Origin of the sequence: Bradyrhizobium diazoefficiens (assembly GCF_016616885.1) — a bacterium.
Taxonomy (GTDB): Bacteria; Pseudomonadota; Alphaproteobacteria; order Rhizobiales; family Xanthobacteraceae; genus Bradyrhizobium; species Bradyrhizobium diazoefficiens_F.
The window spans coordinates 6,534,595-6,549,927 of the sequence record NZ_CP067102.1 but is presented as its reverse complement, the minus strand read 5'-3'; the positions used below and the strand labels follow the sequence as shown (position 1 = coordinate 6,549,927).

The window sequence follows — 15,333 nt, the reverse complement described above, 5'->3', positions numbered from 1 at the left end:
CGCAGCGACGAAGCAATCCAGAATCTCTCCGCGGAGGGATTCTGGATTGCTTCGCTGTGCTCGCAATGACGGGGGGACCGACGCTTCGCCTGACGTCTGCCGATGATGCCATCATGCCGGTGTTTTGCCCGACGGAGCAAGTGATTTCGGCAAGACCGAAGTTTCTCAAGCTTTTTCAACCTGATCTCTACTGTGCATGGGGTTGTTTTCGACTTTCGCCCTTAACCCCCGTGAGAGGCGGGAACCCGCTCGACATCCCGCGGGTTCTATCCCCTGTGGCCCCGGTACCTTGCCGGGACCGGTGAAGGGGAAAAGACACCTGCATGCAGTGGAGCCTGCTCCGACCGGTCGGCCTTGTCCCCGCAGCGCTTGCCCTCACCACCATTGCGGCCAGCGCCGAGGGCGGCAAATCGGCAGGTCCCTCAGAATTCCTGCTGGTGGCGCAGATCGTGCTGCTGATCGCGGTGGGCCGCGGCCTCGGCGAGATCATGCAGCGCATAGGCCAGCCCTCGGTGATCGGCGAATTGCTCGCCGGCATTTTGCTCGGGCCGTCGCTGTTCGGCTGGATCTGGCCGGAGGCGCAGCACGCGATCTTCCCCAAGACGCCCGAGCAGAAGGCGATGATCGACGGCATCGCCCAGTTCGGCATTCTGCTGCTGCTCTTGCTCACCGGCATGGAGACCGATCTCAAGCTGGTGAGGAAGGTCGGCAAGGCCGCGATCGCGATCTCGATCGCCGGCATCGTCGTGCCGTTCGCCTGCGGCTTTGCGCTCGGCGAGTTCCTGCCGGATGCGCTACTGCCCAGGCCGGACCAGCGCCTCGTGGCCTCGCTGTTCATGGGCACGGCGCTGTCGATCTCCTCGGTGAAGATCGTCGCTGTGGTCGTGCGCGAGATGAATTTCATGCGCCGCAATGTCGGCCAGATCATCGTCGCGACCGCCGTGATCGACGACACCATCGGCTGGATCATCATCGCCGTGATCTTCAGCCTGGCCTCGCAGGGCACGCTCGATATCGCCTCGGTGGCGAAAGCGATGCTGGGCACATTCGCCTTCCTCGCGGTCAGCTTCACAATCGGCCGGCGGCTGGTGTTTCAGCTCATCCGCTGGGCCAACGACAACCTCGTCAGCACGGCGGCGGTCATCACCGTGATCCTGCTGTTGATGGGCGTGATGGCGCTGATCACGCACCTGATCGGCGTCCACACCGTGCTCGGTGCCTTCGTCGCCGGCATCCTGGTCGGGGAGTCACCGATCCTGACGCGGCAGATCGACGAGCGCCTGCGCGGGCTGATTTCGAGCTTCTTCATGCCCGTGTTCTTCGGTCTCGCCGGCCTCAGCGCCGATCTGTCAGTGCTGCGGGATCCCAATCTGCTGATGCTCACCGGCCTCTTGGTCGTGATCGCGAGCGTCGGCAAGTTCGGCGGCGCCTTTGTCGGTGGCACGCTGGGTGGATTGAACAGGCGGGAGTCGCTGGCGCTCGCGAGCGCCATGAATGCGCGCGGCTCGACCGAGGTCATCATCGCCACCATCGGCCTGTCGATCGGCGTGCTCAGCCAGAACCTGTTCACGATGATCGTGACGATGGCGATCGTGACCACGATGGCGATGCCGCCGATGCTGCGCGCGGCTCTCGCGAAGCTGCCGATGAACCGGGAGGAGAAGGAACGGCTGGAGCGGGAGGAGTTCGAGAAGCGCGGCTTCCTCGCCAATCTCGAGCGCCCCTTGCTGGCTGTTGACGAGAGCGTCAGCGCCACCTTCGCGTCGCACATCATGGGCCTGATCGCCGGCATGCGCGGCCTGCCGATCACCGTGCTGCATATCGGCAACCGCGCCAGGGAACAGGAGAAGGGTCGCGACGAGGAGGAGAGCCACGAAGCCGTGGTGAAGAAGGCGGCCGAAACTGTCTCCGCCAATGCTGACGGCGACGCCGGCAGCGTCGACGTCGTCACCCGTGCCAGGCGTGCGGAGCTCGGCGAGGCCATCGCCGACGAGGCGCGCAAGGGCTTTGATCTCCTCGTCGTTGGCGTCGACGAGGTCGCCGCCACCAAGGATCGTTTTGATCGGAGGATCGAGGACATCGCCGCGAAATTCGACGGACCGCTCGCGATCGTGGCGGCCAAGGGCAAGCACCTCAAGCAGCCGATGCCTGATGCGCTCAACATCCTCGTTCCCGTCTCCGGTAGCGGCGTCTCCAAGCGCGGCGCCGAGGTCGCGGTCGCGTTGACGCAGGCCGGATCAGGCTCGCTGCGCGTGATCTATGTCGCGACGACGCGGGACAAGGGCGCGCAGCGCGGCGCCTCCCGCGGCCTCAGCCAGGAGGCCGGCATCCTCAAGGACGCCAGCGATCTCGCCGCCCGCTACGATGTTGACATCACCACCACGTTGCGCGTGAACCGGTCGCCGGAGGCTGCGATCCTGCGCGAGATCGATACCACCGATGTCGATCTCGTCGTCATGGGCGTCGACCGCATCCAGGCCGATCATCTCTCCTTCGGCGGCGTTGCGGACGCCGTGCTCAGGCAATCGAAGGTGTCCGTCCTGCTGGTCTCGAGTGGCGAGGCGCGGCAGGCTTCGGCGGAGAATGCCTAGGACTTCACCTCCGCGACCGGCTGCGCCTTCGGCGCCTTCTTCGACGCGCGCCAGTTCTCGAAGCGCTGCATCACCACGAAGAAAGCAGGCACGAACAGCACCGCGAGGCAGGTCGAGGCCAGCATGCCCGAGAATACAGTGATGCCGATCGACTTGCGCGCGCTGGCGCCGGCGCCGGTCGCGATCACCAGCGGCACCACGCCGAGGATGAAGGCGAACGACGTCATCAGGATCGGGCGGAAGCGGGCGCGTGCCGCCTCGATCGCACTTTCCGCGACCGGCTTGCCGTCGCGGCCGTGCAGCTCGAGCCCGACCTCGACGATCAGGATGGCGTTCTTGGCCGACAGCGCGATCAAGAGGATCAGGCCGATCTGGCAGTAGAGATTGTTGTCGATCTTCAGGCCGTTGAGGACCAGCATGGGGCCGATCAAGGACAGCGGCACCGCGAGGATCACCGAGATCGGCGCGTACCAGCTCTCGTACTGGCCAGCGAGCACGAGATAGACCAGCAGCATGGCGAGCCCGAACACCCAATAGATCTGGTTCGAGACGGCTTTCTCCTGGTAGGACATCGCGGTCCATTCGAAGCCGGTGCCCGGCGGCAGCGTCTTGTCCGCGATTTCCTCCATCAGCTTCAGCGATTGGCCGGAGGAGTAGCCCTGCGCCGGCAGGCCGATGACGGTTGACGATGGATAGAGATTGTAGAGGCTGATCAGGGACGGGCCGGTGGCAGGTGTGATGGTGGCGACGGTGCCGATCGGGATCATATCGCCGTTCGAGTTGCGCACCATCATGTTGGCGATGTCGCGCTCGGTGACGCGGAAGGCGGGATCGGCCTGGGTGTAGACCTGGAACACGCGGCCGAACTTGTTGAACTGGTTGACATAGGACGAGCCGAGATAGGTTGACAGCGCCGCGAACACCTGGTCCGTCGTCACGTGCAGCGTCTGGGTCTTGATGCGGTCGATCTCGACGTTGTATTGCGGCACCGAGGAGCGGAACGAGGACTGCACGCGCTGGAGTGCGCTCTGGCTCTGGCCGTTGCTGACCATCGCGCTGGTGATGGCCTGGAGCTTGGCAAAATCGCTGTTGCCATCGCGCAGCTCGACCTGCATCGAGAAGCCGGCGGCGTTGCCGATGCCTTGAATGGGCGGCGGCGGCAGCACCAGTGTGCGCGCCTCCATGATGGTTGCGACCTTGTCGTTCAGGCCGTAGACCAGCGAACGCAAATCTTCGCCGGGGCCTTTACGTGCCTCCCAGTCCTTCAGAATGATGTAGGCGACGCCGGCATTGGCAAGGCTGGCGCTGTTGTCGAGCGCGGAGATGCCGGCAATGGTGATGACCTGCTGGACGCCGGGCGTGTCCTTGATGAGATCGGCGGCCTTGTCGAGCACCCCCTGGGTCCGCTCCAGCGAGGCGCCGTCTGGCAGTTGCACCGCGGCGATCAGATAGCCCTGGTCCTCGATCGGCAGGAAGCCGGTCGGCACCCGCGACAGGCCGTAGCCGCCGATCCCGATCAGCACCAGTGCGAATGCGACAGAGATCGTGGCATGCCCGCATAGGAAGCTGATCAGGCGGATGTAGCCGCGCTCGACGCGGTTATAGACGTTGTTGAAACCGCGATAGAAGAAGTTGCGCTGCTCCGGCGGCACCGCCGGCCGCAGCCAGAGCGCGCACTGCGTCGGCTTCAGTGTCGCCGCGTTGATGGCGGACAACAGCGCCGTCGCCGCAATCACCAGTGCGAATTGCGAATAGATCCGCCCCGTCAGGCCGGCGAGGAACGAGGCCGGCAAAAACACCGAGATCAGCACCAGCGTGATGCCGACGATCGGCGCGAACAGCTGGTCCATCGCGTTGATCGCGGCGTCGTGGCCGTTCATGCCCCGCTCGATGTTGTGAGCCGCGCCCTCCACCACGACGATGGCGTCGTCGACAACGATGCCGATCGCGAGCACGATCGCGAACAGCGTCGACATGTTGATGGTGAAGCCGAGCGCCGCCATCGCAGCGAACGCGCCGATGATGGTGACAGGCACGGTGGTCGCTGGCACCAACATCGCGCGCCAGTCCTGCAGGAACACCAGGATCACGACCAGCACGAGCAGGCCGGCCTCGATCAGGGTCATGTAGACCTCGTGCACGGAGGCCTGCACGAATTTGGTGGTGTCGAACGGCGTGTCGTACTTCATGCCTTGCGGGAAGGCCTTTGCGAGCTCCGCCATCTTCTTCTCGACGGCCTGCTCGACCTGGAGGGCGTTGGCGCCGGGCGACTGGAACACGCCGATGCCGACGGCCGGCTGCTTGTTGAGCGAGAAGATCTGGCTGTAGGTCTGCGCCCCCAATTCGACCCAGCCGACGTCGCGCACGCGCGTGACGTCGCCGCTGGTCCCCGTCTTGACGATGATGTTCTCGAACTCAGTGGTGTCGTCGAGCCGGCCGTTGACGTTGAGCGTGTACTGGAACGCCTGTCCCGGCGGTGTCGGCGGCGCGCCGACCTGGCCTGCGGAAACCTGCTGACTCTGCTGCTGGATCGCCTGGATGACATCCTGCGGCACGAGGCTGCGCACTTGCAGCTTGTTCGGATCGAGCCAGATTCGCATCGAATACTGGCCGGCGCCGAACACCGTGACGTTGCCGACGCCGGGCAGGCGCGAAAGCTCGTCGCGAAGGTTGATGGTGGCGTAATTGCTCAGATAGAGGCTGTCGAACGTCCTGTTCGGCGAGGTCAGCGTCACGAACAGCAGGATCGAGGTCGATCGCTTCTGCACGGTGACGCCCTGGTTCTGCACCGATGACGGCAGTTGCGACAGCGCGCTGGAGACGCGGTTCTGCACCAGCACCTGCGCGAAGTTGAGGTCGGTGCCGATCTTGAAGGTCACGGTCAGCGTATAGGTGCCGTCGGAGCCGCTGTAGGACTGCATGTAGAGCATGTCCTCGACGCCGTTGACCTGCTGCTCGATCGGCAGCGCCACGGTGTCGATCACCGTCTTGGCGCTGGCGCCGGGATAGCGCGTCGTCACCTGCACCGTTGGCGGCACCACATCAGGATACTGCGCGATCGCGAGGTTGAACAGCGCAACGCCGCCGATCAGGATCATCAGGAGCGCGATGACGTTGGAGAGGACCGGCCGCTCGATGAAGAATTTTGAGATCATGACCGGCGGCTCCTACTTGGACGCCTGGGGCTGGTCCATCTTCGTCACCTGCGGGTCGATTTTCTGGCCCGGGATCACGCGCAGCAGCCCCGCGATCACCACGCGGTCGTCAGGCTTCAGACCGCCTTCGATCACGCGCAGGCCATTGTCGACGGGACCGATCTGCACCTTGCGCTGCTCGACAATGTTGTCGGCGCCGACGACGAGCAGATAGCGGCCGCCCTGGTCGCTGCCGAGCGCGGTATCGGGGACGAGGAGGGCGTCCTTCTCCTGGGTGAAGGGCACGCGGACGCGGACGAAATAGCCGGGCAGCAGCACCCGCTTGTCGTTGGGCACGAGGCCGCGCACGGCCAGCGTGCCGGTCGAGGAATTGAGGGTCGGTGCCACGTAGTCGAGATGGCCTTCATGCGGATAGCCGGTCTCGGTCTGGAGGCCTATTTCGATCGGGAATTGCTTGAGGTCGGGGGCAGTCAGCCCGCGCCGTGCGGCCTCGGCGCGGATGCGCAGCACGTCCTGCTCGTTGACGGTGAAGTTCACATAGATCGGATCCATCGCGACGATGGTCGCAAGCTGTGTCGGCGAAGAGACGCCGACGAGCTCGCCGATCGAGACCATGTGCGCATTGACGATGCCGTCGAACGGCGCGCTCACCTTGGTGTAGCCGTAGTTGACCTCCGCAATCCTGGTATTGGCCTGGGCCTGCTGGAGACTGGCCTGGGCGTTGTCGCGGGTCGACGTCGAGGTGTCGAGAGTGGCTTGCGACACGGCCTGCCGCTGCACCAGCTCGCTCTGGCGCCTGAAATCGGCTTCCGCCTGCTTGAGCGAAGCTTGCGCGCCGGCCTCGGCCGCCTGGGCCTGGTCGAGCTTCAGCTTGTAGGTCTCCGGCTCGATCGTGAACAGCTGGGTGCCCTGCTTGACGAAGGTGCCGTCCTGGTAGTCCTGCGATTGCAGAAAGCCCTGCACGCGGGCGACGAGATCGACACTCTTGATCGGCGCGGTGTTGCCGGTGGCCTCGACATAGCGCGTCACCGGGCGCTGCACGGGCGTTGCGACGTCGACCTTCGGCGGCGGGGGCGCCACAAAAGTGTTCTTGTCCTCGCAGCCGGCGAGCGCGACCACGGCCGCTGTGGCCAGCGTCAGACCAAGATGTCTCCACTGTCCGTAGCGTCGAGCGTGAATCGCGCAAGTCATTCGGTGGCCCCCGATAGCTGTCTGTCGGTGCGGCAGGCTACCAACAAATGCCCGGCCGTGGAATACCATAGCCATGGTAGCCGCAGGCCTTGCACTGCAAACGGCGGTGTGGCCTTTGACAGGTTTGTCATGACAAATCGCTTTTCATCGTGTGCATGATCAACCAGAATTGTGTCAAAGGCCGCGCGCTCGGCGCGAGGCGGGCGCACACACTCGGGCAAACAGACAGCACAAGAAGAAACGCGAGGAGACAATGAGATGCCAACGCCATTCTGGTCGGCCTGCGCTGGCCTCGCTCTTGCCGCCGTGGTCGCCATGCCCGCGCTAGCCGATGGCCTGAACGACGAACTCGCGCCGACCGGCAAGCTGCGGGTCGCGATCGCGATCAGCCCGGCGGGCGGTGCATTCTGGTCGACCAAGACCGAAGCCGGCTATGCTGGCGTGCCCGTCGATCTCGGCAAGGACATGGCCGCGCAAATCGGCGTCCCCGTCGAATATGTCGTGTACCAGAATTCCGGACAGATCACCGATGCGGCCGGCAAGGGCAGCTGGGACGTCACGTGGCTGCCGAAAGATCCCGAACGCGAGACCAGGATGATGTTCGGCCCGATCTACGAGGTCGCGGACGCCACCTATATCGTCAAGGCGGATTCGAGCGTCACCAGTTTCGCCACGCTCGACCAACCCGGCATCAAGGTCGCGGCCGTCAATGCCACGACGACGATGCGCGGCGCCGTTGCGCACCTGAAGAACGCGAAGGTCACGGGCTATCAGACCTACGACGAAATATTTGGTCTCCTGAAAAGTGGCGAGATCGACGCCTTCGCGCTGTCGCGCGACCAGCTCAACAAGATGGCGCAGAAGATTCCGGGCTCAAAGGTGTTGGACGAGACGTTCAAGAAGACGGTGACGGCCGTTGCAGTCCCGCTCGGCCATCAACGGGCTTTAACCTTTGTCACAGGGTTCATGAACGAGGCCATGACGAACGGCACCCTGCGCAAAGCCTATGATAATAATGGGCTGAAGGACTCGCCGATCCGCACCGAATAGGTTTATCCTTCCGACATATTGGATTTCGATTGGGCGCACATGCTTGGACGCTGGATTACAACTGCTACTTTTTTGCTGGTATTGATGATGCAAAGCGCCCAGGCACAACCTTTGACGGTCGATCCGGAATCTGTCGTTCCTTTGCCGCCTCGGTTCGACATGGAGCCGCCGGCTTCCGACGTGCCGCCGGAGATCGCTCGCTTCCAAGGCGCGTGGATCGGGACCTGGAGCGACGACATCAGGACCATCATCGTCGTCGAGCGCGTGAAGGCGGATGGACGTGCGGACATGGTGTTCGCGCATGGTGACTCGGCATTCTACGGCACCTACCGCGAATGGTGGCGGACCGAGGCGAAGGTCGTTCATGGCGTGCTGACCATCGCCGGCGATGCCATGAGAATCCCGTGGCTTCGAAGCCTGCAATTCGCATTCGATGGTACAGACCGGCTTTTCCTGACCTCGACCAACCGTTCAGGAGGCGTCGGCTCCGGAGCGCTGGTCCGCGCCGATACGGCCCGTCTTGCTGCGGGCGATCGGCCGAACGACTGGCCGTGGCCTGGCGAGCGCGTCCGGATTCCGCATCTCACGGTTCGGACGCCGGATGTCACGCGGCCGATCATGCTCGAAGCGACGTTCTATTCGCCCGCAGGCTCCGGCCCGGCACCACTCGCGATCTTCACCCATGGATCCGACGCCGGCCGCAATCAGCTCAGGTCGTGGTCGTTCTCGACCGAGGCGCATTGGCTGCGCGACAACGGATTTGCGGTGCTGGTGCTGATGCGCCGCGGACGCGGCAGCTCGGAAGGAATCAACGGTGAAGAAACTTTCGGACGCGATCACGACGGCAGCCTGATCGATGTCTCCGCTGGTGTCGCCGAGGCCGTCGAGGACCTCGACTCCGCTATCGCCTATGGCCGCACGCTGCCGGGCGTCAAGCCGGGCAAGGTGCTGCTCGCCGGCCAGTCGCGCGGCGGCTTCCTCGCCATGCACTATGCCGGCCTCAAGCCCGGCGAGGTGATGGGCGTGGTGAACTTCTGTGGCGGCTGGTACCCGTATGGAGCGGTGACGACGCCATATTATGCGAATGCCGGGCGCGGCGCGGCCGACAAGGTCAAGCAGCTCTGGCTCTATGCCGACAACGACCGGCTCTACAAGGAAGAACTGATCCGCGAATATCAGCAGGCGTTCGCCGCCGCTGGCGGCAACGCGCGCTTCGAGCTGCTGCACGGCGTTCCCGGCGATGGCCATTTGCTGCGGCTCCATCCCGAGCGATGGCGTGCAGTCGCCGACCAGTACCTCGCCTCACTCAATCGCTGAGTCCCGCGGCCGCTCGAGATCGGGGCGCGGCGAGATCTCCACAAGCGCCCGTAAAAATTTTGTCCGAACAACTGTGCAGAGTGTCTCTTGCGTCAAACTGACACAGCTCTGTCACTCGTGATCGCTAGGCTCGCGGGGTCACTCCTTCGGGGCAAAAAAGATGAAATCCAGATTTTTGACGACGGCTGCGATTTTCGCGGCCGCGACGATCCTTGCGTGCAGCATTCCGGTGCTCGCCGACGATTTCGATCGGGACCACGATCGTGATCATCATGCGCATCACATGCATACCGAAACGCCGATCAAGCATCTCGTGATCATCTTCAACGAGAACCGCTCGTTCGACCATTATTTCGCGACGTATCCGAATGCCGGCAATCCCCCGGGCTCGATCCCCTTCGTGCCGAAGCCGCATACGCCCAAGGTCAACAACCTCGCCAATGCCAATCTGCTGGTGAACAACCCGAATACCGACCCGGCCAACGGCGCCGGCGCGACGGATCCGTTCCGCCTCGATCGCACCCAGGCCAACACGCAGTCGCAGAACCACGCCTATACAGCGGAAGAGAAGGCCTATGACAATGGCAAGGCTGATCTGTTCCCGAAATATACCGGGCGCGGCACATCCGGCGGCGCTGGCGCGTTCGGCACGACCGGCCAGGTCATGGGGTATTTCGACGGCAACACCGTCACCGCGTTCTGGACCTACGCGCAGCACTTTTCGATGAACGACAACGCCTACACGGACACCTTTGGTCCGTCGACGGTCGGCGCGCTGAATGTGATTTCTGGCCAGACCAATGGCGCGGTGGCGGTTCTCGGCAATGCCGCGACGCAAATCATCCCGGACGGCCAGGGAGGCCTCACGGTGATCGGCGACCCCGGTCCGGCCTATGATCCTTGCAGCACCCCGGGCTATACGACGCAGGTCACGATGACCGGCAAGAACATTGGCGATCTGCTCAACGATGCCGGCGTCAGCTGGGGCTCGTTCATGGGCGGCTTCGATCTTTCCATGACAAACGCGAACGGCACGACCGGCTGCGCACGCAGCACGTTCTCGACGGTGGTCGGCGCCTCCAAGGCGGACTATATTCCGCATCACGCCTGGTTCCAGTACTATAAGTCCACCGCCAATCCGAACCATTTGCGGCCGAGCTCGGTCCATGCGGTCGGCCACACCTACCAGAAGGACGGCAAGGCCCTCGATCCCGCCAATCACGGCTACGATCTCGAGGATTTCTATGCGGCCGTGAAGGCAGGCAATTTCCCCGCGGTGTCCTACGTCAAGCTGCCGGCCTATCAGGATGGCCACGCCGGCTATTCTGATCCTCTCGACGAGCAGCAGGGAACTGTCGAGCTGATCAACTTCCTCCAGAAGCAGCCCGAGTGGCGCGAGACGGCTGTCATTGTCACCTACGACGACTCCGACGGCTGGTATGATCACGCTTACGCCAAGCCGACCAGCGCCTCCTATGACGCGACCGCCGATCAACTCAACGGCTCCGGCCAGTGCGGTCTCGGCGTCGCCAAGCAGCCTCAACTGAACGGCGTCGGCGGCAAGCCGGTGAACGGCCGTTGCGGTCCCGCCACCCGCGTGCCCTTCATCGTGATCTCGCCCTACGCCAAGACCAACTTCGTCAGCCACACCGCCATCTCGCAGGCTTCGGTGGTGCGGTTCATCGAGGACAACTGGCTGAAGGGCAAGCGTCTCGGCGGCGGCTCGTTCGACGCGACCTCCGGATCGATCATGGATTTGTTCGACTTCGACCATGATCACAGCCATGACTTCCGCACCGACGCGCTGTTCCTCGATCCGACCGCCGGCACGGTGATCGTCAGCCCGCCGGACGAGCACCACCACCACTAGTCCAACGGGACGTCATTAATGCACAGCCGCACTCTGTGGCTCCTCGGCGCCGGCCTGCTCGCTCTGGCCGGCGCCGTCTTTGCGGCCGAGACGCAAGGATTTGCGCAAGCGACTCCGTCGGGTTTCAATCCGAACCCGGTTCGTCTGTATCGCCCGCCGGTCGCACCTCTCTCGTCAATGGCGCAGCTCGGTAAAGAGATCTTCTACGACGCCTCGCTGTCGTCGTCCGGCTCACTCTCTTGCGCGTCCTGCCACAGCCCGGATCACGCCTACGGCCCGCCGAACGACGGACCGGTGATGCTCGGCGGCGCCAATCTGTCGCGGCAAGGCGCGCGCGCCGTTCCGTCGCTGACCTATCTGGAGCGGCAGCCGAATTTCAGCATCGGCCCCGACAAGGGCGACGACGACAACATCATCGACCTCGCGCAGATGGCTGCGCTCGGCCAGCAGGCTGCGCGCACGACCAAGACCGCGGGCGGCACCGGTGCGTCGGCAAACATCGTGCCGCAGGGCGGCCTGTTCTGGGACGGCCGCGCCGACACGCTGCAGGACCAGGCGCTGTTTCCATTGCTCGATCCCAACGAGATGGACGGCGGCAGCGCGGAGATCGTGGCCGACAAGCTGCGCCGTGCACCTTACGTCCAGCGCTTTGTCGAGTTGTTCGGCGCCGGCGTGTTGAGAAACCAGCGGCTCCTGATCGCGGAGGCGATGTTCGCGGTTGCGCGCTATCAGGTCGAGGAGCCGAGCTTCCATCCCTACACCAGCAAGTATGACTACTGGCTCGAAGGCAAGACGCGGCTGTCCGAGAGCGAATTGCGCGGCCTGCAATTGTTCAACGATCCCGACAAGGCGAACTGCGCCGGCTGCCACGCCTCGGCGCCGACCCGCGACGGCTTGCCGCCGCTGTTCACCGATCATCAATATGAAGCGCTCGGCGCGCCGCGCAATGCCGCGCTTGCCGGCAATCGCGATCCCCATTTTTTCGATCTCGGTGTCTGCGGTCCGCAACGCACCGACGTTACCGAGCAGACGCAGTATTGCGGCATGTTCCTGACGCCGACGCTACGCAACACCGCGACCCGCCACGCCTTCTTCCACAACGGCGTTTTCTCGACCCTCGAGCAGGTGATGGAATTCTACAATTTCCGCGATACTAATCCGGAAAAAGTGTTCCGGCGCGGTGCCGACGGCGCGGTGCAGAAATACGACGACATTCCGCAAAAATATCATACCAATATCGACGTGACCGATCCGCCCTTCGATCGCCATCTCGGCGACAAGCCAGCGATGACGGATCAGGATATGGTTGACATCATCGCCTTCCTGAAGACGCTGACGGACGGCTATAAGGTGGAGAACTAGAGCCTTTTCCGTTCCGATGGAATCGGAACGGGGCTCTAGATTCTTGTTTTGACGCGTTTTCTTTACGCGAACCGGTATCCACTTCGCTCGAAAACGCTCTAGACGGCGCGCCGGGCACGGCGTGACCCTAGCGCGGTTTGATCTCCGCGTACTTCACCATCGCCTTCTCGAACTTTCGCTTGAACAGCCACATCGCGCCGAGAATCTCGCGGAAGCTGGCTGAGCTTCGCGCCCGGTCGGTCCTGCCGAAGGCGAAGATGCTGTTGTTGCGCAGATGCTTCATGATGGTGGGATCGGATACCCGGTAGTTCAGCAGGTCGCCCGACTTGAGTGCTGAGCGCGTCGGTGTCGGGATGATCTGGATCAGCTCGAACAGCTTCATCTGGTCGATCGGATCGGGCAGCGTCTTCACGATCGCGGGGATCTCGGCGAACAACTCGGCGTGCGCGTTCATGAGGCCGTCGCGCACATTGGTCCAGTGGTTGAAACGGCGATCGGTGCCGCGGGATCGTGCCTCTTCCTTGTCGTCACGCGCGTTCAGCGCGGGATCGGCGGCCGCGATCGCACTCTTGATCGCCTCCCATTTGCGCTGGCCGTTGCGGTCCTCGGACGGGCCGGTCTGCAGGCTGCCCATATAGGTGTTCGAGCGCGCATTGCGGACGTTCTGCTTGCCATTGGTCTCGGCGTAGAACAGCCCGAGGCTGATGCGGCCGGCAGCCTCAGCATGAACAGGCGCGAGCCCCTTGGCGCGCGCAATCGCGGCGGCGAGGTCGACGACATCCTTGAACGGCGTCGCCGAATTCTGCGCGCTCGCCGGCGGCGCCTCCATGATCTCGAACAGATCAGCATATTCGTCGACCAGCGGCTCGATCGCGGCATCGAAATAGGCCGGGGGAATTTCGAACTTGTTCGGCTTGCCGATCCGCGACGGTATGGCGTCGGTGAGATCCTTGTACGTGCTGATCACCGCGACGCGCGCAAGATAAAGCGCCTGGCCCGGCAGATTCGGCAGTGGCTGCTTCGCCTCGATCTGACGGCGACGCTCCGCAAGGATCGATTTGAAGTCGCCGAGCGCGCGATCGTAGGCGGCTTGCGCCTCCGATTGCTTGGGTTGGAGTGCTTGTGCCCGGCCGACGGCGGACGTCGCGAGCAGCAGCCCGAGCGCCGCTATGGTTGCGATGGCATGACGTCGTGCGCGCATGGCCGGTTCCCCCAACGATTCGTCGGTCAGGAGAACGTAAGCATCAGACGGGATGGCTGGCGAGATGAAATCCCATCCGGCTGCCTAGTCGTTGGCCTCCGGCGGCAGGAAATCGACCTCGTGCAGGGCCGAGATACGCACGACCTCGGCCGGGTCGGTCAAATTGTGGAGCTGGTTGAACAGCGCCTCCAGCTTCTGCATCGGCGAGACCCAGAACAGCGCGCGGCACGGCTTGTCGGATTTGTTGAAATAGCCATGCGGAATGCCGCGCGGCATGCGCACGAGGTCGCCGGCATGGGCCTTGACCCATTGGCCGTCGAGCTTGAGGTCGAGCGTGCCCTCCTGCACCAGGATGAACTCGTCCTGGGTCGGATGGATGTGCACCGGCACGAACTGGCCGGGATCGCTGTTGGTCTCGAACGCGAAGGTGGACTCGGTGACGGCCTTGGGGAAATAGACCTGGCCCAGGATGTTCCAGGTCTTGCCGGCATAACCCGTGCCGTTCGCGGTAATGCCTTTTTCCAGTGACGTCATGGCTCGCCTCCATTTGGGAATTCCGGCCGTCTCGGAGTGTTGCCCAGGTGAGGTGCGGAGTCCATCCGCGCTAGCCGTCGCGGTCAGATGCATGCTTGCGCAAGAACCCTTCGACCTCGGCTTGAACCGAGGGCCGCGCAGCCACCATCTCGTCGGCAAGCTCCCGTCCATTCAAGGCGCCGGCCATCACGGCTCCATGTGAGCTACAGACTCCCTGGGGCGGCGTCGAGGGCAATTTCCGGCGGTATCGGGGCGAGGCGTTGCTTTGAGCTCAACCTGCCGGCGAATCGGTCTGGTGCAGCGTGGTCACCCAGATCACGCGCGCCACCTGCTGGGTCGGGTTGTCGAACATGTGCGGCACGATGCTTGGAAAACGGAAACTGTCGCCGGCCTCGAGCACATGGGCCTGGTTGTCGAGCCACAACCGCAGGCTGCCGGAGAGTATGTAGCCGGCCTTCTCGCCGGTGTGCTGCAGGAAGTCGGTGCCTGAAGAGGCCCCGGGATTGAGCGTGAGCTCGTAGAGCTCGAGCTGTCCCTTGCCTTCCGGCGTCAGCGCTTCCTTGACGACGCCGCTGGCAGTGAGCCGCAGCAGCCGCCGGCTGTTCTTGCGCACGATGTAGCCCTGCACGTCGGCGGCGTCGGTGGTCTCGAAGAAATAGGAGATGGGCACCTCGAGCGCGATGCTGAGCAGGCGCAGCGTGCGGATCGACGGCATGGCGCGCGCGCGTTCGAGCTGGCTGATCATGCCATTGGAGAGGCCGGTCTTGTTGGCGACGTCCTGGATCGAGAGGCCGGCGCGCTGGCGCAGCAGCCGCACGGTCTCGCCGAGGCGCTGGTCCACCGCATCGTCGGTCTCGGTCGTCGGGGCGTTCTTCGGACCGTTCGTGTCGCCGCGACCATCCATGTCGCTCTCCCGTGCATGACCTCACCGCCGGAATGGTCGGCGGTGTGAAAAGGTCGCGCATCCTAGCAATCCGATTGACAGCTGTATTTAGTCGTGATGAACTTTTGATTGAAAAATTTAGAAGCACTAAAGCCCACTCCTGTCCCCTTGCCGGGGTC

At 63.7% G+C, this 15,333-nt stretch carries 10 protein-coding genes; 5 read left to right on the top strand and 5 right to left on the bottom strand.

Translation table 11 applies throughout. The annotated features are described in order from the left end of the window. The first annotated feature begins 323 nt into the window (after positions 1–323). Complete coding sequence (locus JJC00_RS30470) at positions 324–2,591, top strand: cation:proton antiporter domain-containing protein (protein ID WP_200469511.1); 2,268 nt, start codon at positions 324–326, stop codon at positions 2,589–2,591. Here the strand turns inward: JJC00_RS30470 and JJC00_RS30465 are convergent. After that, positions 2,588–5,746 (bottom strand): efflux RND transporter permease subunit, encoded by a 3,159-nt coding sequence (locus JJC00_RS30465; RefSeq protein ID WP_200469510.1) that lies wholly within the window; start codon positions 5,744–5,746, stop codon positions 2,588–2,590. The genes JJC00_RS30470 and JJC00_RS30465 overlap by 4 nt on opposite strands. Positions 5,747–5,758: 12 nt before the next feature. Next, a complete protein-coding gene (locus tag JJC00_RS30460) occupies positions 5,759–6,937 on the bottom strand; it encodes an efflux RND transporter periplasmic adaptor subunit (RefSeq protein ID WP_200469509.1) in 1,179 nt (392 codons plus the stop codon). A 258-nt stretch (positions 6,938–7,195) separates the two neighbouring features. Here JJC00_RS30460 and JJC00_RS30455 point away from each other — a divergent pair, with 258 nt between their 5' ends. From JJC00_RS30455 to JJC00_RS30440, 4 genes are all read left to right on the top strand, one after another. Next, complete coding sequence (locus JJC00_RS30455) at positions 7,196–7,987, top strand: ABC transporter substrate-binding protein (protein ID WP_200469508.1); 792 nt, start codon at positions 7,196–7,198, stop codon at positions 7,985–7,987. Between the two features lie 159 nt (positions 7,988–8,146). Continuing rightward, entirely contained in the window at positions 8,147–9,304 is a 1,158-nt protein-coding gene (locus JJC00_RS30450; protein WP_246773975.1) for an alpha/beta hydrolase family protein, read from the top strand. 160 nt (positions 9,305–9,464) lie between these two features. After that, positions 9,465–11,174: a phospholipase C gene (locus JJC00_RS30445; protein WP_200469506.1), complete on the top strand. Its 1,710-nt coding sequence runs from the start codon at positions 9,465–9,467 to the stop codon at positions 11,172–11,174. Positions 11,175–11,192: 18 nt separating this feature from the next. Then, positions 11,193–12,536, top strand: coding sequence for a cytochrome-c peroxidase (locus JJC00_RS30440; protein ID WP_200469505.1), 1,344 nt, complete (start codon positions 11,193–11,195; stop codon positions 12,534–12,536). 127 nt (positions 12,537–12,663) lie between these two features. On the opposite strand, the gene JJC00_RS30435 is transcribed toward JJC00_RS30440, so the two are convergent. The 3 genes from JJC00_RS30435 to JJC00_RS30425 form a co-directional block, all read right to left on the bottom strand. After that, a complete protein-coding gene (locus JJC00_RS30435; protein ID WP_200469504.1) occupies positions 12,664–13,737 on the bottom strand; it encodes a hypothetical protein in 1,074 nt (357 codons plus the stop codon). An 84-nt stretch (positions 13,738–13,821) separates the two neighbouring features. Beyond that, positions 13,822–14,271, bottom strand: coding sequence for a cupin domain-containing protein (locus JJC00_RS30430; RefSeq protein WP_200469503.1), 450 nt, complete (start codon positions 14,269–14,271; stop codon positions 13,822–13,824). A gap of 271 nt (positions 14,272–14,542) precedes the next feature. Next, on the bottom strand, positions 14,543–15,175 hold the full coding sequence (locus tag JJC00_RS30425) for a cupin domain-containing protein (RefSeq protein ID WP_200469502.1): 633 nt from the start codon (positions 15,173–15,175) through the stop codon (positions 14,543–14,545). Between the last annotated feature and the right edge of the window lie 158 nt (positions 15,176–15,333).